General features: G+C 72.8%; 17 protein-coding genes and 1 pseudogene. 7 read left to right on the top strand and 11 right to left on the bottom strand.

Annotated elements, in window-relative coordinates; all coding sequences use genetic code 11:
• A pseudogene (locus tag ACGFYQ_RS00605) lies at positions 1–339 on the bottom strand (hypothetical protein); the annotation flags it as partial.
• Between the two features lie 345 nt (positions 340–684).
• Complete coding sequence (locus ACGFYQ_RS00600; protein WP_393738430.1) at positions 685–2,067, bottom strand: transcriptional regulator; 1,383 nt, start codon at positions 2,065–2,067, stop codon at positions 685–687.
• 214 nt (positions 2,068–2,281) lie between these two features.
• On the opposite strand from ACGFYQ_RS00600, the gene ACGFYQ_RS00595 reads away from it, so the two are divergent.
• The 5 genes from ACGFYQ_RS00595 to ACGFYQ_RS00575 all read left to right on the top strand — a co-directional run bounded on the left by ACGFYQ_RS00595 (position 2,282) and on the right by ACGFYQ_RS00575 (position 7,280).
• On the top strand, positions 2,282–2,968 hold the full coding sequence (locus ACGFYQ_RS00595; RefSeq protein WP_393738428.1) for a bifunctional DNA primase/polymerase: 687 nt from the start codon (positions 2,282–2,284) through the stop codon (positions 2,966–2,968).
• Between the two features lie 149 nt (positions 2,969–3,117).
• Positions 3,118–3,963 (top strand): ABC transporter ATP-binding protein, encoded by an 846-nt coding sequence (locus ACGFYQ_RS00590; RefSeq protein WP_362395591.1) that lies wholly within the window; start codon positions 3,118–3,120, stop codon positions 3,961–3,963.
• A complete protein-coding gene (locus ACGFYQ_RS00585) occupies positions 3,960–5,609 on the top strand; it encodes a transporter (RefSeq protein WP_393738425.1) in 1,650 nt (549 codons plus the stop codon). The genes ACGFYQ_RS00590 and ACGFYQ_RS00585 overlap by 4 nt, the downstream gene beginning before the upstream one ends.
• A gap of 642 nt (positions 5,610–6,251) precedes the next feature.
• Positions 6,252–7,088, top strand: a complete 837-nt coding sequence (locus ACGFYQ_RS00580) for a Scr1 family TA system antitoxin-like transcriptional regulator (protein WP_393738423.1) — start codon at positions 6,252–6,254, stop codon at positions 7,086–7,088.
• A gap of 9 nt (positions 7,089–7,097) precedes the next feature.
• Positions 7,098–7,280: a DUF397 domain-containing protein gene (locus tag ACGFYQ_RS00575; RefSeq protein WP_393738421.1), complete on the top strand. Its 183-nt coding sequence runs from the start codon at positions 7,098–7,100 to the stop codon at positions 7,278–7,280.
• On the opposite strand, the gene ACGFYQ_RS00570 is transcribed toward ACGFYQ_RS00575, so the two are convergent.
• Positions 7,261–8,193: an alpha/beta fold hydrolase gene (locus tag ACGFYQ_RS00570; protein WP_393738419.1), complete on the bottom strand. Its 933-nt coding sequence runs from the start codon at positions 8,191–8,193 to the stop codon at positions 7,261–7,263. The two genes, ACGFYQ_RS00575 and ACGFYQ_RS00570, sit on opposite strands and share 20 nt — an antisense overlap.
• Before the next feature lie 316 nt (positions 8,194–8,509).
• Positions 8,510–9,202, bottom strand: coding sequence for a metal-dependent transcriptional regulator (locus tag ACGFYQ_RS00565; RefSeq protein ID WP_393738417.1), 693 nt, complete (start codon positions 9,200–9,202; stop codon positions 8,510–8,512).
• A 234-nt stretch (positions 9,203–9,436) separates the two neighbouring features.
• Here ACGFYQ_RS00565 and ACGFYQ_RS00560 point away from each other — a divergent pair, with 234 nt between their 5' ends.
• Complete coding sequence (locus tag ACGFYQ_RS00560; protein ID WP_393738415.1) at positions 9,437–10,192, top strand: SIS domain-containing protein; 756 nt, start codon at positions 9,437–9,439, stop codon at positions 10,190–10,192.
• Between the two features lie 61 nt (positions 10,193–10,253).
• Here the strand turns inward: ACGFYQ_RS00560 and ACGFYQ_RS00555 are convergent, their stop codons facing one another.
• From ACGFYQ_RS00555 to pdxH, 3 genes are all read right to left on the bottom strand, one after another.
• On the bottom strand, positions 10,254–11,579 hold the full coding sequence (locus ACGFYQ_RS00555) for a PAS domain-containing protein (RefSeq protein WP_393738413.1): 1,326 nt from the start codon (positions 11,577–11,579) through the stop codon (positions 10,254–10,256).
• 150 nt (positions 11,580–11,729) lie between these two features.
• Positions 11,730–12,335, bottom strand: a complete 606-nt coding sequence (locus tag ACGFYQ_RS00550) for a PH domain-containing protein (RefSeq protein ID WP_393738411.1) — start codon at positions 12,333–12,335, stop codon at positions 11,730–11,732.
• A gap of 996 nt (positions 12,336–13,331) precedes the next feature.
• Positions 13,332–14,003: a pyridoxamine 5'-phosphate oxidase gene (gene pdxH / locus ACGFYQ_RS00545; RefSeq protein ID WP_393738409.1), complete on the bottom strand. Its 672-nt coding sequence runs from the start codon at positions 14,001–14,003 to the stop codon at positions 13,332–13,334.
• A gap of 200 nt (positions 14,004–14,203) precedes the next feature.
• Between pdxH and ACGFYQ_RS00540 the strand changes: the two genes are divergently transcribed.
• Positions 14,204–15,310: a citrate synthase 2 gene (locus tag ACGFYQ_RS00540; RefSeq protein ID WP_328926274.1), complete on the top strand. Its 1,107-nt coding sequence runs from the start codon at positions 14,204–14,206 to the stop codon at positions 15,308–15,310.
• A 67-nt stretch (positions 15,311–15,377) separates the two neighbouring features.
• Here the strand turns inward: ACGFYQ_RS00540 and ACGFYQ_RS00535 are convergent, their stop codons facing one another.
• The 4 genes from ACGFYQ_RS00535 to ACGFYQ_RS00520 form a co-directional block, all read right to left on the bottom strand.
• Complete coding sequence (locus ACGFYQ_RS00535) at positions 15,378–15,989, bottom strand: TetR/AcrR family transcriptional regulator (protein ID WP_393738407.1); 612 nt, start codon at positions 15,987–15,989, stop codon at positions 15,378–15,380.
• A complete protein-coding gene (locus ACGFYQ_RS00530) occupies positions 15,977–16,735 on the bottom strand; it encodes an enoyl-CoA hydratase family protein (RefSeq protein WP_393738405.1) in 759 nt (252 codons plus the stop codon). Before ACGFYQ_RS00530 ends, ACGFYQ_RS00535 begins: the two co-directional genes overlap by 13 nt.
• Before the next feature lie 438 nt (positions 16,736–17,173).
• A complete protein-coding gene (locus tag ACGFYQ_RS00525) occupies positions 17,174–18,334 on the bottom strand; it encodes an acyl-CoA dehydrogenase family protein (RefSeq protein ID WP_393738403.1) in 1,161 nt (386 codons plus the stop codon).
• Positions 18,331–20,256 (bottom strand): acetyl/propionyl/methylcrotonyl-CoA carboxylase subunit alpha, encoded by a 1,926-nt coding sequence (locus ACGFYQ_RS00520; protein ID WP_393738401.1) that lies wholly within the window; start codon positions 20,254–20,256, stop codon positions 18,331–18,333. Before ACGFYQ_RS00520 ends, ACGFYQ_RS00525 begins: the two co-directional genes overlap by 4 nt.
• Positions 20,257–20,259: the final 3 nt, after the last annotated feature.

Raw genomic sequence — 20,259 nt, 5'->3', positions numbered from 1 at the left:
GGGCACGGGCGGGATGTACTGCGTCGCCGCCTCGCCGTGAACCGGGGCCGCCGGCACGGGCGGGATGTACTGCGTCGCCGCCTCGCCGTGAACCGGGGCCGCCGGCACGGGCGGGATGTACTGCGTCGCCGCCTCGCCGTGAACCGGGCCCGCCGGGACGGGCGGGATGTACTGGGTGACCGCCTCGGGCAGCGGCGGGTAGCCGTAGCCGTGCGGCTGCCCCGGTCCCTCGTACCCGGGCCCCACCACATGCCCGGGCCCGCCCTGCGGCTGCTGCCCGGGGTCCGGACCCCACGGGGCACCCGGCTGGGGGGCGCTCCCCTGTCCGTTCTCCGTCACCGGGACTCCTTCTCCGACTCGCCCGAACCTACGGAACCGTCGGCTCACGCTACCGGGTCGCGCCCCGCCACGGTGAGGCCACCCGCACCCTCGGCCACATCCAGCCCCGCCGACGCCACACCCAGCCGCCCCCTCGCCCACCTCCGGCCACACCCAGCCCCGCCGGCGCAACTCCAGCCCGCCGGCGCTTGAGGCGCAGGGCCCGGGGCGGAGCCCCGATCTTGAGCCCCGCCGAGCACACCCCAGCCCCGCCGGCGTTTGAGGCGCGGGGGCCCGGGGGCAGCGCCCCCGGCAACGGCGCCGCACCCGCACACGGGGCCCGGCCCGAATCCGCGAGGCCCGCCGCTAGGCGACCCTGGCGTCCAGCCGCGCCCCGAACTCCCGTACCGCCGCCTCCTCCCGGTACGGCTCCAGCCGCCCCCGGAAGTCGTCCAGGTACTCCGTGCCCCGGTTCGAGCGGAGCCCCTCCAGCAGGTCCGCCGCCTTCGTGGCCGTCTGGCAGGCCTGCTCCACCTCCCGCTGCTGCACCTGCGCCGCCGCCAGCAGCAGCAGCCCGATGGCCCGGCGGCGCGCCTTGCCCGCCGGGAGGCCTCGCAGCGCCTCCTCCGCCCGCCGTGCCGCCGCCTCCGCCTGGCCCAGGTCCCGGTGGCAGTGGGCCAGCTCGTCCGCGAGGTACGCCTGGTCGAAGTGGCGGATCCACACCGGGTCGTCGCCCGACTCCGGATCCGCCCGCTCCAGCGCGCTGACGGCCCGCGACGACAGCACCGCCGTCGCCCGGGTGTCCCCGAGCAGCGCGTGCCCCCGCGCCTCGGCCGCGTAGAACATGGCCTCCACGCGCGGGGTGACCTGCCCCCGCGTCCCCTCCTGGGCGGCCCGCGCCAGCTGCGCGATCTCCCGCGGATTGCCCAGCTCGGCGGCGAGATGGCTCATGGACGCCGCGAGCACGTAGCCCCCGTACGCCCGGTCGCCGGCGGCCTGCGCCAGCCGCAGCGCCTGGATGTAGTACCGCTGGGCCAGGCCCGGCTGGCCCGTGTCCACCGCCATGTAGCCCGCGAGTTCCGTCAGCCGGGCCACCGCCGCGAACAGCGCCCGTCCCACGGGCTCCCGGTACGAGCCGCCGATCAGTCCGGACACCACGGAGTTGAGGTAGTGCACGACCACGGGCCGGACGTGCCCGCTGCCGAAGCGGTGGTCGAGCTCTGTGAGCGCCTCGGTGGTGGCCCGTACGGCCTCGACGTCGGACAGGCCGACCCGCGCACCGCCGCTGCGGGCCACCTGCGTGTCGGCGCCGGTGATCAGCCAGTCGCGGCTCGGCTCGACGAGCGCGGAGGCGGCCACGCTGGAGCCCGCCAGGAAGTCGCGCCGCCCCACGTCGCTGCGCCACAGCTCGCAGACCTGCTCGATGGCGCCGACGACGGTCGGGGAGAACTGCAGGCCGACGCCGGAGGCGAGGTTCTTGCCGTTGGCCATGCCGATCTCGTCGATCGTGACGGCCCGGCCGAGTTTGCGGCCGATCGCCTCGGCGATGATTCCGGGAGCCCGGCCGCGTGGCTGCTGGCCGCGCAGCCAGCGGGCCACGGAGGTCTTGTCGTAACGGAGGTCGAGACCGTGTTCCGACCCGCACATGTTGACGCGCCGGGCGAGCCCGGCGTTCGAGCACCCGGCTTCCTGGATGAGCGCCTGCAGCCGTTCGTTCGGCTGGCGGGCGACGAGAGGCCTGGCTGCCATGAAAACCCCCTGAGGCCGCGGGTGATCGTTGGAATGATCACTTCCCGCCTGATGTGCGGAGAATCTTCCGCTCTGCGTCTTGTCGCTACCCAGCGACCGCGCCCCGGCCTCCCACGCGCCCCCGCCCGTGCATCAGTGCGCCCCGTATGCAGGATCGATGCTCCGCCCACCGGCCGGTTTACGCCCGTAACCCCGGGTGACCCGGGTAGTTGTGATGGGCGTGGAAGAGACCATCGGAGTCACGGAGACCGCACCCATCCCCAAGCAGCGCGGCGAGCAGCTGCTGGACCATGCCGTGCGGTACGCGGAAGAACGGCACTGGGACGTCTTCGCCGGCACCTGGCTGGAGGCGGGCGACGGGCGGGAGTTGTGCTCCTGCGGGGCGGAGGACTGCGCGGCGCCCGGCGCCCACCCGGCGGTGAAGGACTGGGCGGCGCTGGCGACCGGCAGCGCGGTGCAGGTCCGGCGGATCTGGGCGAAGCACCCGGAGGCCTCGATCCTGATGCCGACGGGCCGGACGTTCGACGCGCTGGACGTGCCGGACGCCGCCGGGTTCCTGGCGCTGGCGCGACTGGAGCGGATGCAGCGCACGATCGGACCGGTCGCGCTCACGCCCGACCACCGGATGCTGTTCTTCGTACTGCCCGGCGCCGGGGCCAAGATGACGGACCTGGTGCGCAAGCTGGGCTGGACGCCGTCGGCGATCGACCTCGCCGCCCGGGGCGAGGGCGAGTACGTGGCCGCCCCGCCCACCCGCTTCGGCGGCCGGGGCTCGGTCCAGTGGGCCCGGCGGCCCACGCCGGCGAACCGGTGGCTGCCGGACACCGAGGAGCTGATCGACGCGCTGGCGTACGCGTGCGGGAGCGAGGCGGCCGCCGAGCGCAAGCGGCGTCAGGGCTGACCCGGCGGGCCGGGACCGCAGGAACAGCAGGAACGGCAGGGACATTACTGGCCGGAAACTCATGACATAAGTAACTGCTCAGGCCTCTCCCCCTCCTCCTATGGTGAGGAAAGAACGACCAACGGGGACGTGTGACGAGAGGCAGGCGCATGCCGGACCAGGGTGATGCGACGGGCGGGACGTACGGGACGGGTGGCGCGCGATCCGCGCCGTCCGCCGTGCGGGTGGAAGGTCTGTGGAAGCGCTTCGGCGAGCAGGTGGCCGTCGCCGGGATCGACCTGGAGCTGCCCGCGGGCAAGTTCATCGGTCTGGTCGGCCCGAACGGCGCGGGCAAGACGACGACGCTGTCGATGGTGACCGGACTGCTGCGCCCGGACATGGGGCGGGTCCTCGTCGCCGGGCACGACGTGTGGGCGGACCCGGTCGAGGTGAAGGCGCGGATCGGCGTGCTGCCGGAGGGGCTGCGGCTCTTCGAGCGGCTGTCGGGGCGTGAACTGCTCGGCTACATGGGCCGGTTGCGCGGCCTGCCGGGCGAGGAGACCGACAAGCGGGCGACGCAGCTGCTGGACGTCCTGGACCTCGCGGGCTCGCAGCACAAGCTGGTCGTGGACTACTCGACGGGCATGCGCAAGAAGATCGGCCTGGCGGCCGCGCTGCTGCACAACCCCGAAGTGCTGTTCCTGGACGAGCCGTTCGAGGGCGTGGACCCGGTGTCGGCGCAGACCATCCGCGGAGTGCTGGAACGTTACACCGCGTCCGGCGCCACGGTCGTCTTCTCCTCCCACGTGATGGAGCTCGTCGAGTCGCTGTGCGACTGGGTGGCCGTCATGGCCGCCGGGCGGATCCGCGCCGCGGGCCCGCTGGCCGACGTACGGGGCTCCGCGCCCTCACTGCAGGCCGCCTTCCTCGAACTGGTCGGCGCGCACGGGCGCGAGGCGGCCGGGGACTCGCTGGACTGGCTGGGCGGCGGCTCCGGTACGGCGGCCGTCCGATGACCACGACCGGCGCTCTCGCCACACCCGCCACGCCCGCCGCTCCGGCCACTGCCGCCGCACCCGTCTCGCTGACCGCCGTCTTCGTCCGCCTGAAGCTGTCGCTGCTGCGCAACGGGCTCAAGGGCTCCTCCAAGCGCAAGGCCGCCTGGATCACCTCCCTGGTGTTCGCGCTCGTCGTCGGCTTCTTCGTCACGCTCGGCCTGGCCGTGCTGCACGGCAACGCCCACGCGGGCACGGTCGTCGTCCTGCTGGCCGCGATCCTGGCGCTTGCCTGGACCGTCATGCCGCTGTTCTTCCCCAGCGGGGACGAGACGCTCGACCCGAGCCGCCTGGTGATGCTGCCGCTGCGCCCGCGTCCCCTCGTACGGGCCCTCCTCGCCTCCTCGCTCGTCGGCATCGGACCGCTGTTCACGCTGTGCCTGGCGGTCGGCTCGGTGGTAGCCGTCGCGCGCGGCGCCGCGGGGGTGGCCGCCGCGGTCGTGGCCGTCCCGCTGCTGCTCCTGGTCTGCGTGGCCCTCGCCCGCGCGGTGGCCACGGCCAACGTACGGCTGCTGACCAGCCGCAAGGGGCGCGACCTGGCGCTGCTCAGCGGCCTGCTGATCGCGGTGGGCGCGCAGCTTGCCAACTTCGGCAGCCAGCGCCTGCTCCAGGCGGGCGGCCTGGCCCAGCTGGAGCCCGCCGAGGCGGTGGTGCGGTGGCTGCCGCCGGCGACCGCCGTCGGCATGGTGGACTCGGCGAGCGAGGGTGCGTACGGGGTGGCCGCGGCCCAGCTGGCCCTCACGGTCGGCGCGCTGGCCCTGCTGCTCTGGTTCTGGGAGCGCAGCCTGACCAAGCTGATGGTCACCCCGGACGGTTCGACCCTCGCGGCCGCCAAGCCGGAGAAGGACCGCGGCGCGGGCGGCTTCTGGTCGCTGCTGCCGGCGGGCCGTACGGGCGCGGTCATGCAGCGGACCCTGCGCTACGCGGTCCGCGACCCGAAGGCGAAGTCGGCCTTCGTGACGGCGCTGGCGATCGGCCTGATCGTCCCCGTCTTCAACGCCCTGCAGGGCACGGGATCCATCTACCTGGCCTGCTTCGGCTCCGGAATGCTCGGCGTCCAGATGTACAACCAGTTCGGGCAGGACACCTCGGCGTTCTGGATGGTCGCGCAGACCATCTCCACCCCGCGCGACGCGTACGTGGAGCTGCGCGCCCGCGCCGCGGCGCTGGCCCTGGTCACCGTCCCGTACACGGTCTTCGTCACGGCGGTCACCGCCGCCCTGGTCGGCAACTGGCCGGCCTTCCCGATGGCCTTGGGCCTGGCCCTGGCGCTGCTGGGCTCGATGCTCTGCACGGGGGCCGTGTGCTCGGCCCGTTTCCCGTACTCCATCCCGACGGACGGCGCCTTCAAGAACGTCGCCCCGGGGCAGGGCGGGCTGGCCTGGATGGGCATCTTCGGCGGCATGCTGGCGTCGGCGCTGCTCTGCTCCCCGGTGATCGCCCTGACGATCTGGCTCAACGGGGCGGACCACCAGGACGTCTCCTGGCTGCTGCTCCCGCTGGGCTCGGCCTGGGGCGCGCTGGCGGCCTGGGCGGGCCTGCGCCTGTCGGCCCCGACGGTGGCGCGGAGGCTGCCGGAGATCCTGCTGGCGGTGTCCAAGGGCTGACGGCCCTCCCGCCCCTGCGCGAGACGGCGTGAAGGGCCGGTGTTCGCCCCCCCCGGGGAGCGAACACCGGCCCTTCATCGCGCTTCGGGCGGCCATCGGGGTGGGTCGGTTGGCCGCGAGCAGGGCGAGGACGGCGATGGAGCCGGCGAAGACGACGGCGTGCCGGAGGTTCTGCAGGTAGGGCATGACCCAGTTGTCCCAGACGCCGACCCGGAGCCGGTCGGCCGCCATCGCCCGCAGTCGCAGGGCGCAGGGCCCGTGGGAGTGCCGGTAGGCGTTGGAGACCAGCTCGCTGGCCAGTAGCTCTGCGGTGTCGGCCGGCCCGCGCACGTCGTGGCTCCGGAGCACTGCTCGCAGTGTGGAGCGGGCGATTCCCGCTGCGCGGGGATCGTGCGGGAGTTGGAGGGTGTAGGCCCAGGACGGAGTTACGGTGGCACCCATGGAAGTCTCCGATCAAGGAGGAGAGTTAGTCCGTGTGCGTGCGGTGCCCGGTGACCAGGTCGCTCCGTCGAGCGGGGTACTTCCAGGCGTCGGCCTCCATCCCAAGCCAGCGGTTCGACGTAATACATTTCACTGCTTCCATGTAATGAATTACATTTCCACTCGTTTGGGTGACAGGCGCCCGGGAAAGGTGAGTTGAATATGGCGACTGCACGTCAACTTCGATTCGGCGCCGAGCTGCGCAAGCTGCGCGAGGGCGCTGGCCTGAACGCGACGGAGGCCGCCAAGCAGCTGGGGATCCGGCAGACGCAGATCAGCAACCTGGAGGCGGCGCGGATCGGCGCCAGTCCCGAGCGGGTACGCGCCCTCGCCGGTCTCTACGGATGCAAGGACCAGCCGTACATCGACGCACTTGCCGGTATGACCGGTGAGCGCCACCGAGGGTGGTGGGAGGAGTACCGGGACCTACTCCCCGGTCCGCTGCTCGACCTTGCCGAGCTGGAGCACCACTCGCACAGCCTTCGCGGTGCGGTCACCACGCACATTCCGGGGCTGCTCCAGACCGCCGAGCACGCCCGCGAGATCTTCCGGCACGCCGTCCAGGCCCTGACCCCGCCGGACATCGAGCATCGGGTCTCCTTCCGCCTCAAACGGCAGGCGGTGCTGTACAGGGAGGCCCCGGTGCCGTACCAGGCGCTGATCCACGAGGCCGCACTGCGCATCCCGGTGGGCGGCCACGAGGTCGCCCGCGCCCAGCTCGCGCACCTGCTCGCCATGAGCGAGCAGCGCCACGTGACGATCCAGGTCATCCCCTTCGCCACGGGCGCACTGCACGGCTCCGGCCAGTCCATCTACTACGCGACCGGGCCCGTACCCCAGCTCGACACCGTCCACCTCGACCAGACTCACGGACTGGTGTATCTGGACGCGGAAGAGCAACTCGTCGGCTACCGCGTACTGTTCGAACGGATGGAGGCCGCGGCCCTCAGCCCCCAGAAGTCGCGGAAGTTCATCGACACTGTCGCCGCGGAGCTGTGAAGGAGAGCCATGCACCAGTACCAGTGGCAGCGGTCGTCCCGCTGCGCGTCGGGCGACTCCTGCGTCTATGTCACCACCGCCCCCGGCGACTGCGTCCTCGTCGCCGAGAGCCCCGCCCCCACCCGCGTGCTCCGGACCACCCCCGCGGCCTGGGCGGCCCTCCTAGGCGCCGTCAGGGCGCGTCGGCTCTGATTCCCTCCAGGAAGGGTTCCAGGGCCGCGCGCCAGGCCGCCGGCTGGTCGTAGTGGAGGTAGTGGCCCGCGTCCGGGATTTCCGCGTACTGGCCGGCCGGGAGGACGCGGACCATTTCCTGGGCTTCGGCCCGGCCCAGTTCGCCGTCCAGGCCGCGGACCACCAGGGCGGGGCAGCGGACTTGGGCCAGTTCCTCCCAGTGGGCGTCGTGGACCCAGGTCTCGCGGGCCGTCAGCATCTGGCGGCGGGAGAAGAGGGGGCGCCAGCCGTCCGCGGCCTCGTGCATGACCTCGGCGAAGAAGGCGCCGCGGCCGGGGTCGGCGCGTTCCACCCGGGGGTCGTCCTCGCCGAACCAGCGGCGGGCCGCGTCCTGGGTGGGGAAGGGCAGGGGCCAGCGGTGGAACCAGTCCTTCCACTCCTGCTGCGAGGCTTCGCCGAGGGCCGAGGCGCGCATGTCGCAGATGACCAGGGCTTCGACCAGGTCCGGGCGGCGGGCGGCGAGCTGCCAGGCGGTGAGGGCGCCCATGGAGTGGCCGATCAGGGTCACGGGGGCGAGGCCGAGCTGCTCGATGACGGCCTCGGCGTCGGCCACGAAGGCCTCGCGCGTGTAAGGGCCGTCCGGCGGGCGGGCGCTCTGGCCGTGGCCGCGCTGGTCGAGGGCGATGACGCGGCGGTGCTCGCCGAGCCAGCGGGCGGTGCCGGCCCAGTGGAAGGCGCGGCCCATGAGCCCGTGGAGTAACAGCACCGCGGGGCGGGAGTCCGCCTCGGCATGCGGCTGGGCACGCAGCTGGGCACGCGGCTCGGAGGTCCGTCCCGACGCGGCTTCCCACGCGGCTTCCGACGTCGGTTCGCGGAACTCCCAGGCAGCCAGGCGTACGCCGTCGGCCCCTGTCACATCGATGCGCTGTACCACCGCAGATGCACCCCCTTCGCTCCCGGCCAGACTATCGAACCCGCATTCGAAAACGGGCTTCTCGCCGACAACACCGCTCTTTCGAGTGACCTTGCTCAAGGATTGGCCGCCACTGCCGATGGAGATCCTTTCAACAGGGAGGCGGGCCGCTCGGGGAAGACGGTCCGAAGGGGACGACCTTGAGAGCTCGGGGCTCCAGGTCACAAGGGGAGGACCGGTCCCGGCGCCGTGAGGCGCCGGGACCGCCCACACCGGGAACCGCCCCGAACGGGTGGATCCCTACGACGTCTACGACGTCTACGACGTCAACACACCGTCAACGCTTCGCCACGAACACGTGCGAGGCGATATCCGCCTCCAGCTCGGCCGCCTCGCCGCCGCTGCCCACCAGCACACCACCCGGGGACGCGGTCACGCTCACCACCGAGCCGGGCTGCACGCCCGCCCGCCGCAGCGTGTACATCAGCTGCGCGTCCGTCTGGATCGGCTCCCCGATCCGGCGCACGACCACGGTCTTGCCGTCGGCGCCCGGGTCCAGCTCGGCCAGGCTGATCATGCCGTCCGCCAGGAACGGGTCGGCCTCGGCCTTCTCCCCCAGCTCCTCCAGGCCCGGGATCGGATTCCCGTACGGCGACTCCGTCGGGTGGCGCAGCAGCTCCAGCACACGCCGCTCCACCGCCTCGCTCATCACGTGCTCCCAGCGGCAGGCCTCGGCGTGCACCTGCTCCCACTCCAGGCCGATGACGTCGACGAGCAGGCACTCGGCGAGCCGGTGCTTGCGCATGACGCGCGTCGCCAGCCGCCGCCCCTCCTCCGTCAGCTCCAGGTGCCGGTCGCTGGCGACGGCCACCAGGCCGTCCCGCTCCATCCGCGCCACCGTCTGGCTCACCGTCGGTCCGCTCTGGTCGAGCCGCTCGGCGATACGGGCGCGCATGGGGACCACACCTTCCTCTTCCAGCTCAAGGATGGTGCGGAGATACATCTCCGTGGTATCGATCAGTCCGGACATTCGTGCCCCTCGGATTGCGTGCGCTGGCCCTGCCCCCAATTCTGACGCATCGGGCCGACAACCGTCCCGTGCCGAGCGTCAAGCCCTCTCCAGGACATCTCCGCGGGCATCACCCGGACATCTCCGCGATGCCTTTCGTCCAGGGATTGACGTTCGTATTGACACGCCCTTGGTCCAGACCGCACGGTGAGCGCCGGACACGGACGCATCCCACCCCCGGAAGGCCATCGGCGTATGAGCGAGAGCAAGCTGGCCGGTCAGTTCTTCGACGCCGCCATCGGCCTGCTGGAGCGGGTACGGGACGAGGAGGCCGCGCGGATCGCCGAGGCCGGCTCCCTCGTCGCCGACGCCGTCGCCGCCGGGAACCGGCTCTTCGCCTTCGGTGCCGGCCACTCCTCGCTCCCCGCCCAGGACGTCGTCTACCGGGCCGGCGGACTGGCCCTGATGAACTTCCTCGCCGTACCGGGCACGGCCGGCATCGACGTCATGCCCGCGACGCTGGGCAGCGCCCTGGAACGGGTCGACGGCCTCGCCGGCGCCGTCCTGGACAGCAGCCCCGCCTCCGACGGCGACGTCCTCGTGATCATCTCCCTCTCCGGGCGCAACGCCCTGCCGGTCGAGATGGCCATGAACGCCCGCGCCATCGGCCTCAAGGTGATCGGCGTGACCTCCGTGGCGTACGCGACCGAGACCAAGTCGCGGCACGTCTCCGGCACCTTCCTCAAGGACCACTGCGACGTCGTCCTCGACAGCAAGATCGCGGTCGGCGACGCCGAGCTGACCCTCGACGGCATCGACGCGCCCTTCGCCCCCGCCTCCACCGTCGTGACCAGCGCGATCATGCAGGCGGTCATGGCGGCGGCCGCCGGCGAGCTCGCCGCCCGCGGCGTGGAGCCGCCGCTGCTGCGCTCGGGCAACGTCGACGGCGGCCACGAGTGGAACGGCCGCGTGATGCAGGAATACGGCGACCGGATCTTCTTCCGCCACTGACCTGTCCGGGCGACCTTCGCGGGCCCGCGCGGACAGCCCGACACGCCCTGCCGGACACGGCCTAGTGGACGTTCCGGGAAGCCAGATCCAGATCCGCCGCGATCCGGGCCGCGACCTCCTCCGCGTACACCGCGTCCGCGCGCTCGAAGGCGGCCCGCGAGGGCCCGCGCAGGAACGTCAGCGCGCCCAGGGTCCGCCCCCGGCTGCGCAGCACCGTGCACAGCGCGTGCGCCGTACCCTCCGGCCACTGCCGGGTCCGCGCCCACTGCGGGTCCGCCTCCCCGCGCGGGGCGCTGGTGCGCACCGAGCCGATCCGGTCCAGCGCCTGCAGCGCGGGATGCCTGGCCTCGTACCGCACGGGGATCGACCCGGGCCCCGGCAGCGCGGGCGGCGCCACCGCGGAGCGTACGAGCCGGCGCCGCTCGGGACCGGCCGACAGGTCCAGTACGTCGAGCAGCGCGTGCTCGGCGAAGCCCGCGAGGGCGAAGTCCAGGCGGACGGCCGCCGCCTCGGCCGGATCCTCGCACTCGGCGGCGGCCCGCCCCGCGCGGTGCAGCTGATGGGACCGGAACCGCAGCTGCGCGGTGTCCAGCTGGGCCTGCCGGGCCTCGGTGACGTCCTGGAACAGCCAGCCGACCCCGAGCGGCACCGGCTCCTCCGCCAGCGGCGAGGCCAGCCGCAGGAACCCGCACCGCAGGCACCGCCGCCGCACCCCCTCCGCGGTGCGCACCGACACCCACAGCTCCACCGGCGCGGGCGGCGCCCCCTCCGCGAGCACGTGCTGGAGGGCGCCCTCCAGCTCCTCCACCCCCTGCGTGAGCAGCTCCCCGAGCGGGCGGCCGAGCAGCGCGGTGCGCCCGGTCCCGAGGGCACGCGCGGCGTGCGCGTTGACCACGGCGGGCCGCAGGTCGACGTCGACGAGGACGACGCCCCACGCGGCGTCCTCCAGCAGGGCCTCGCTCAGCGCGATGGACCGTTCCAGGTCGATCTGGGCGTGCACCTCGCTGAAGGCGCAGTACACCCCGGCGGGTTTCCCGTCCGCGCCCGGCACCCCGGCCGACTGGGTGCGTACGAGGACGCGACCGCCGTCCTTGGTCAGCAGCGCGAACTCGTGCACCTGCCGGCCCGGCACGTCCTGGGCGGACATGAGCCTGTCCTGCACGTCCTGCGCGTCGGCGGCACGCACCGCCCATCCCTCGAAGCCCTTGCGCCCCACGGCCTCGGTGGCGGACCAGCCCAGGATCCGCTCGGCCTCGCGGTTCCAGTGGGTGATCACGCCGTCGGAGTCGAACGCGCACAAGGCGGCGTCCATCCCGTCCAGCAGCGCTGCGAGCAGATCCTCGTCGGTCTCGTTACGTCCGGTCTCGTTACGTCCGAAAGCACTCACCTGGCACCCCCAGCAGGTGTTCGCGTGTGCGGCACGTCAGATCATTGAACTGGAACGTGACGCAGCCCACACCCCGTTCCTCCGAATACACCGGAATGAACCGGTTCGGGCGGGGGCGGCCGGGGGGCGGCCGCGCACGACCGGCGGGGATCAGCCGCCGGCGAAGAGGAACAGCAGGAACACGATCAGGCCGAGGAGGACCAGCCCGGAGAACCAGGCCATCGCGCCGAACGCGCGCGCCTCCCGCCGGTCGCGCCGCCGGATCCGCCGTTCCGCCTCCGCGCTCGGCTCCCAGCCCTCGCCGCGCAGCTCGGCCCAGGCGGCCCGGATGACCTCGATCTCGCGGTCGACGGCCACGTGGATGTCGTCCACGTACATCAACTGCACGCGCTTGCCGTCGGCTCCGTAGGCGTACGCGATGACCTTCGGCGCGTTCGCGGCCATGTGGGCGCTCGGATTGGGCACGGCGCGGATGTCCTGGACGTCCTCCCAGGCGAGGCGGCGGGTGCGGACCATGGTCCGCACCCGGATGCCCTTGAGGTCCACGGAGGTGGCACACCGCCGGGCGGCGATCACCAGCCACCCGAAGAAGGCCAGCAGCACACCGGTGACCAGCAACTTCACCCAGCCGGGGATGGTCTCGTCGGTCCACACGGGCGTCAGGGCCGCGAGAGACCCGACCCCCATGACCCCGAACACGACGGCCGTCCGGCCGGGCTTGATCCGATAGTCGCGCGGCAGCGCCCGTGCGCTCATGTGCCCACCCCCCTGGGTCAAGGGCGCCCAGTGTAGGGATGAACTCCCGCGAGAGACAGGCCAGTTGTCGATGGTTCTGCACGGTCACGGGAACACGTCCGAGTGAGACGCGGGCTGTTCGCACGATCGGCGGCTTGGCGGTCGACAGCTTCGCCGGAACACGAGAAGGGAGGCCGCTCGCTCCCTCCTGGAGCGGCCAGCCCCAGTCATCACGATCCGCGGATCAGACGAGGTGCTTCGATGACTGCGTTCCCCGCAGGAGAGCCGACCCACCAGGCTGTGCTTCCTCAGCAGCCTGCTCTGGAATCCGTGAGAGCAGACACCCCCGGGAGCAGGGACGAAACGGCTCACGGACTCCCGGCCGCGAGTACCCGCACAGGTGCTGGTCGTGACCTCGACAGGACGCGGCTCGTACGCCAGAACCACCCCGGACCGCTTCGGCTTCCCGCGCCTGCGGCGCCCTCGGAACAAGACGCACCACGGGTACGCCACCGGAGACCTCGTGCGAGCCGTGGTACCGCGGGGGAAATGGGCTGGTGAGTGGGTGGGACGGATCGCGGTCCGGGCGAACGGCCAGCACCGCATCACCACTCTGACCAGCCGTTTCGACGTTTCTCACCGGAATCTCCGGCTGGTCCAGCGCGCCGATGGATACGCGTATGGATTCACCCCGGAAATTCGATTGAGCAGGCAGCCCAGTCCTGCTTAGAGTGGTCACACACTGAAAGGAGGTGATCCCGGAAATGTATGAAATCCGGACGCGTGAGGTGGCTGCGGGCTAAGCGCCCGTCGTCGCACGCACCCAGTGCGGTGCCCGGCGGGAACGCCAGGCGCCAATCCACAGCAGTCACCCGACCCGCGGGCTCGCCGGTACGTCCGGCCGGCTTCTCCCACTGCAGGGGAGAGACCCGAGCCCGCGGGTCGTCTGCGTTCAGAGGCTGACGGACCTGCGGGTCTCCGGGGTCTCCGGGGTCTCCAGACCTACGGCCTGCGGACCTACGGGCAGAGGCGCTCGACGCGCCACTTGCCGGGGTCCGCGCCCTCCCGGACGTACCGCAGGCGGTCGTGGAGGCGGTTCTCGTGGCCCTGCCAGAACTCCACCTCGTCGGGGGTGACCCGGATGCCGCCCCACTCCGGGGGAACCGGGACCTGCTCGCCCTCCGGGTAGCGGGCGGCGAGCTCGGCGTAGCGGCGGTCCAGTTCCGCGCGGGAGCCGATCACGCTGGACTGCTCGCTCGCCCAGGCTCCCAGCTGCGAGCCGTGCGGGCGGGAGCGGAAGTACGCCGCCGTCTCGTCGCGGCCGATCCGGGCCGCCGTGCCGGTGACGGCGACCTGGCGGGAGATGGGGTGCCACGGGAACAGCAGGGCGATGTGCGGGTTCGCGTCGAGTTCACGGCCCTTGCGCGACGCATAATTGGTGAAGAAGACGAAGCCCCGCTCGTCGAACTGCTTGAGCAGCACCGTACGGGAGCTGGGGCGGCCGTCGGGGGTCGCCGTGGAGACGATCATGGCGTTGGGTTCGAAGAGGTGCGAGGCGGCGGCCTGCTGGAACCACCGGTCGAACTGCCGCATCGGGTCCTCCGCGAGGCTGTCCTCCTCCACGATCTCCGAGCGGTACTGCTTGCGCATGATGGCGGGGTCAAGGTCCTGGTGGGTCACGCGGGCCATCCTGCCGCAGCGGGACCGTCGGCGGTGTGCCGTATGTCACGCTTCCGCAGTCCATCCGGAACGGACAAAATCTTGGGGCCGGTCCGAGGGTCCCCGCACGGATGACCATCGGCCGTGCCGGGCATCAACGGGGATGACCGCGCCGGACCGCGAATCACGCCGGGAGCCGCGCGTGTTCGCACTATCTGAGGAGCCGCCTGATGTCCGACTTCGTACCCGGGCTCGAAGGGGTCGTCGCGTTCGAGACGGAGATCGCCGAACCGGATAAGGAAGGCGGTGCGCTCCGCTACCGCGGGGTCGACATCGAGGACCTCGTCGGTCACGTCTCCTTCGGGAACGTGTGGGGTCTGCTGGTCGACGGTGCCTTCAACCCCGGCCTGCCCGCCGCCGAGCCCTTCCCCATCCCGGTCCACTCCGGTGACATCCGCGTCGACGTGCAGTCGGCGCTCGCCATGCTCGCCCCCGTGTGGGGTCTGAAACCGCTCCTGGACATCGACGAGCGCACCGCGCGCGACGATCTCGCGCGGGCGGCCGTCATGGCGCTCTCGTACGTCGCCCAGTCCGCCCGCGGCCAGGGCCTGCCGATGGTGCCGCAGCGCGAGATCGACAAGGCCGAGTCCGTCGTCGAGCGGTTCATGATCCGTTGGCGGGGCGAGCCGGACCCCAAGCACGTCAAGGCCGTCGACGCGTACTGGACCTCGGCAGCCGAGCACGGCATGAACGCCTCCACGTTCACCGCGCGGGTGATCGCCTCGACCGGTGCGGACGTGGCTGCCGCCCTGTCCGGCGCCGTCGGCGCGATGTCCGGGCCGCTGCACGGCGGGGCCCCGTCCCGGGTCCTCGGCATGATCGAGGAGATCGAGCGCACCGGCGACGCCGTGGCGTACGTGAAGAAGGCCCTGGACAAGGGCGAGCGGCTGATGGGCTTCGGGCACCGCGTCTACCGGGCCGAGGACCCGCGTGCGCGCGTGCTGCGGCGTACGGCCAAGGAGCTGGACGCACCGCGCTACGAGGTGGCCGCCGCGCTGGAGAAGGCCGCGCTGGAGGAGCTGCACGCGCGTCGTCCCGACCGGGTGCTGGCCACCAACGTGGAGTTCTGGGCCGCGATCATGCTGGACTTCGCGGAGGTCCCGGCGCACATGTTCACCTCGATGTTCAGCTGCGCCCGTACCGCCGGCTGGTCGGCGCACATCCTGGAGCAGAAGCGCACCGGCCGCCTGGTGCGTCCGTCGGCCCGCTACATCGGGCCGGGGCGGCGGGACCCCCGCGACATCGTGGGGTACGCCGACATCGCCGAGACGGCCTGATCGCCGCGCTTCCAGGGCGTCGCATCCCCGCTCGTGTCGGGGTGCGGCGCCCTTCGCGTGCCCGCGTTCAGCCCAGGGCCGCGTCCAGGATGCGGGCCCACTGGGCGACCACGCGGGCGCGGCGGGCCGTGTCGTCGGTGAGGACATTGGCCAGGCCGAGTCCGCGGGCCATGTCGAGGAGGCCCTGCACGGTCTCGCGCACGCCGGGGACGGACTCGTCGGCGCCCAGCAGTTCGACGGCGATGCGGTGGGTCTCGCGGCCGACGCGGGCCTCCAGTTCGGTGACCCTGGGGCGCAGCTGCTCCTCGTTGGAGGCCGCGACCCACAGCTGGAGGGCGGCCCGGAAGAGGGTGCCGGTGTACAGGTCCACGAGCGCCTCCACCACGGAGGCGCGGGCGGCGGGGCCGGCGTGGAAGAGGTCCCGCAGGGCGGTGGACCGTTCCTCGGAGACGTACTCGACGGCCGCGGTGAAGAGGTCCTCGCGGGTCGGGAAGTGGTGCTGGGCCGCGCCGCGGGAGACGCCGGCGCGTTCGGCGACGACGGAGACGGTGGAGCCGGCCCAGCCGTGTTCGGCCAGGCAGGAGACGGCGGCCTCCAGGAGGTGGCGGCGGGTGACACGGCTGCGGGCCTGCTTGGGCCCGTGCGCGGGGCCCTGCTTCGGGCTGGTCACAGCGACCATGACGGGTCCCGGCGCTCGAAGCGGGCGGTGATGCCCTCGCGGGCCTCGGCGGAGGCGAAGAGTTCTGCCGACAGCTCCGTCAGGCGGGCGCCGTCGCGGTCCAGGACCTCGCGTACGGCAGCGGACGTCAGGGCCTTGGTGGCGGCCAGGCCCTGCGGGGAGGCCTTGCGCAGGCCGGCGAGGACGGGTTCCAGGGCCTCGTCGACATCGTCGGCGTGCAGGGTGAGCAGGCCGATCCGGGTGGCTTCGGCGGCGTCGAAGCGCTCGGCGGTCAGGAAGTAGCGGGCGGCCGCGCGCGGGTCGAGGCGCGGGAGCAGCGGCATGGAGATCACGGCGGGGGCGAGGCCGAGGTGGGTCTCGGTGAAGGCGTACGAGGACTGCGGTCCGGCGGCGGCGATGTCGCAGACGCCGAGCAGGCCGAGGCCGCCGGCCCGGACGTGGCCGGTGACGCGGGCGACGACCGGCTTGGGCAGTTCGGCGATCTCGCGGAGCAGGGCCAGGAAGTCGGCCGGTGCGGAGGGGGACTTGAGGTCGGCGCCGGCGCAGAAGGTGGTGCCGGTGTGGGTGAGGACGAGGGCGCGGACCGCCGGGTCCGCGGCGGCGGAGGCGAGGGCGGCGCGGAGGTCTCCGACGAGGGCTGCGGAGAGCGCGTTGCGGTTGGCCGGGGAGTCCAGGGTGAGGGTGGCGACGCCGGCCGCTAGCGCGGCGCGCACGGTTCCTCCGGAGCGGGTGTACGGATGGGCCATGTCTCCTCCGGAGCGGGGTGTGCGGGGCGGGTCTCCCGGGGGGAGGGTATGCGGTACCCCTGCCGGGGGCTCGGCGGGGTCGGGCCTCGGCCGTGTCCCTGCCGGAGGCTCGGCGGGGTCGGGCCTCAGCCGTGTCCCTGCCGGAGGCTTCGCGGGGTCGGGCCTCGGCTGCGCCGAAGCCGTTGCCCTGGCGGGGGCTTCGCGGGGGCGGGCTCGGATGTGCCGGTGCGGCGAAGCCGAACCCAGCCCCGCCGGCGATTGAGGCGCGGGGTCTGGGGCGGAGCCCCAGATCTTTGAGCCCCGCCGGCGATTGAGGCGTGGGGGTCCCCCCGGACGGGGTCTGGGGGAGGGTCTGGGGCGGAGCCCCAGGTCTTTGAGCCCCGCCGGCGATTGAGGCGCGGGGGCTGGGCAGCGCCCGCGCGCGGCGGCAACCCGGTCCTAGTAGGACTTGGGGAGGCCCAGGGTTTGGTGGGAGATGAAGTTGAGGATCATCTCGCGGCTGACCGGGGCGATGCGGGCCACTCGGGCGGCGGTGATCAGCGAGGCCAGACCGTATTCGCGGGTGAGGCCGTTGCCGCCGAGGGTGTGGACGGACTGGTCCACCGCCCGCACGCAGGCCTCGGCGGCCGCGTACTTGGCCATGTTCGCGGCCTCGCCCGCACCCATGTCGTCGCCCGCGTCGTAGAGATGGGCGGCCTTCTGCATCATCAGGCGGGCCAGTTCCAGCTCGATGTGGGCCGCCGCGAGGGGGTGCGCCACGGCCTGGTGGGCGCCGATGGGGTCCTTCCAGACCTGGCGGGTCTTGGCGTAGTCGACGGCCTTGGCGAGGGCGTAGCGGCCCATGCCGATGGCGAAGGCGGCGGTCATGATGCGTTCGGGGTTGAGCCCGGCGAAGAGCTGGAGCAGGCCCGCGTCCTCGTCGCCGACCAGGGCGTCGGCCGGGAGCCGTACCTCGTCCAGTGTCAGTTCGAACTGCTTTTCCGCCGCCTGGAGTTCCATGTCGATCGGCACGTGGGCGAAGCCGGCGGTGTCCCTGGGGACGATGAACAGGCACGGCTTGAGGCGGCCGGTACGGGCGTCTTCGGTGCGGCCGACGATGAGGGTGGCGTCGGCGATGTCGACGCCGGAGATGAAGACCTTGCGGCCGGTGAGGATCCAGTCGTCGCCGTCACGGCGGGCCGTGGTGGTGATCCGGTGGGAGTTGGAGCCGGCGTCGGGTTCGGTGATGCCGAAGGCCATGGTGCGGCTGCCGTCGGCGAGGCCGGGGAGCCAGGCCCGCTTCTGGGCCTCGGTGCCGAAGCGGGAGATGACCGTGCCGCAGATGGCGGGTGAGACGACCATCATGAGCAGGGGGCAGCCCGCGGCGCCGAGTTCTTCGAGGACGATGGACAGTTCGGCGATGCCGCCGCCCCCGCCGCCGTACTCCTCGGGCAGGTTGACGCCGAGGTAGCCGAGCTTGGCGGCGTCGGCCCACAGCTCGTCGGGGTGGCCGCCCTCGCGGGCGAGGCGGGCGAGGTACTCGCGGCCGTACTTCTGGCCGAGGGCGGCGACCGCCGTGCGCAGGGCCTTGTGTTCGTGGGTTTCTATGACGGAGCTCATGCTTGCGGTTCCTCCTGGACTACGGCGAGCAGGGCGCCGAACTCGACCTGTCGGCCGGTGGCGGCGTGGAGCGCGGTGAGCGTGCCGGAGGCGGGCGCGAGGATGCGGTGCTCCATCTTCATGGCCTCCAGCCAGAGCAGGGGCTGCCCGGCGGTGACGGGGCTGCCGGGGGCGAGGCCCTCGGCGACGCGGACGACGGTGCCGGGCATGGGGGCGAGCAGGGAGCCCGGTTCGGTGCGGTCCTGGGGGTCGGCGAACCGGGGGACGGGGGTGAGGGTGTGGGATCCGTCGAGCGCCGAGTCGACGTAGATCTCACCCTTGTTCGAATTTTGTTTCACGTGGAACATGCGGCGGATTCCCTCGACTTCGAGCGTGACGAGGGTGGGGCTCGTGGCCAGGACGCGGACTCCCGGGTGGTCCACAGGGTGGTAGCGGACCGTGTACTCGGTGGCCGCGGTGCCGGCCGCCGAGTAGCGGCGCGTCTGAGGCTGGGAACGGACGTTGCGCCAGCCGCCCAGGCGGGTGGCGAGCCGGGCGCCGGGGCCCGGGGCGGCTTCGGCGAGGGCTGCGGCCAGGGCGGACAGGGTGGCGTCCGGAGCGGCCTCGGTGAGTGCCGCGAGGTGGCGTTCGTAGAAGCCGGTGTCGAGCTGCCCGGCGGTGAACTCCGGGTGCCGCAGGGACCGTACGAGGAGCTCGCGGTTGGTGGTGAGCCCGTGGATGCGGGCTCCGGCGAGGGCGTGGGCGAGGGCGCGTACGGCCTCGGCGCGGGTCGGGGCGTGGGCGACGACCTTGGCGAGCATGGGGTCGTAGTGGATGCCGACGGTGTCTCCGTCGGCGAAGCCGCTGTCCACGCGGACCTCGCCGGGGACGGCGAGGGTGTGCAGGACGCCGGTCTTGGGGCGCCAGTCCTGGGCGGGGTCCTCGGCGTAGAGGCGGGCCTCCACGGCGTGGCCGGTGGGTGGCGGGGGTGTCAGGGGCAGGGCCGTACCCTCGGCGACGCGCAGTTGGAGGGCGACGAGGTCGAGGCCGAAGACGGCTTCGGTGACGGGGTGTTCGACCTGGAGCCGGGTGTTCATCTCCAGGAAGTACGGGCGCCCGTCGGCGGTGACGAGGAACTCGACGGTGCCCGCGCCCTGGTAGGAGACGGCGCGGGCGGCGGCGACGGCGGCCTCGTGGAGACTCTCGCGCAGGCGGTCCGGCAGGCCCGGCGCGGGAGCCTCCTCGATGACCTTCTGGTGGCGCCGCTGGAGGGAGCAGTCGCGGGTGCCCAGCGCCCAGACGGTGCCGTGGGCGTCGGCGAGGATCTGCACCTCGACGTGGCGGCCGCGCTCCACGTAGGGCTCGGCGAAGACCTCGCCGTCGCCGAAGGCGGAGCGGGCCTCGGCGCGGGCGGCCTCCAGTTCCTCCTTGAGGGCGTCGAGATCGCGGACCACGCGCATCCCGCGGCCGCCTCCCCCGGCCGCGGCCTTCAGGAGGAGCGGCAGGTCGGCGGGGGTCGCGGTGGCCGGGTCGACGGGTTCGAGGAGCGGCACACCGGCGGCGCGCATCAGTTCCTTGGCCCGGGTTTTGGAGGCCATGGCCTCGATGGCCTCGGGCGGCGGGCCGATCCAGGTCAGCCCGGCGGCCCGGACCTCGCGGGCGAAGCCGGCGTTCTCGGAGAGGAAGCCGTAGCCGGGGTGGACGGCGTCGGCCCCGGCGGCGAGGGCGGCCTTGATGATCAGGTCGCCGCGCAGGTAGGTGTCGGCGGGGACCGCACCGGGGAGTCGTACGGCCGCGTCGGCGGTGCGGACGTGCAGGGCATCGGCGTCCGGGTCGGAGTGGACGGCGACGGTGGCCAGGCCCAGGGCGCGGGCGGTGCGGAAGACGCGGACGGCGATCTCGCCGCGGTTGGCCACGAGGAGGGAGGTGATCAACTGAGTCATGTG

It is taken from the genome of Streptomyces sp. NPDC048258 (genome assembly GCF_043201995.1).
Classification (GTDB): Bacteria; Actinomycetota; Actinomycetes; order Streptomycetales; family Streptomycetaceae; genus Streptomyces.
This window is presented reverse-complemented; position numbering and strand designations above follow the sequence as displayed.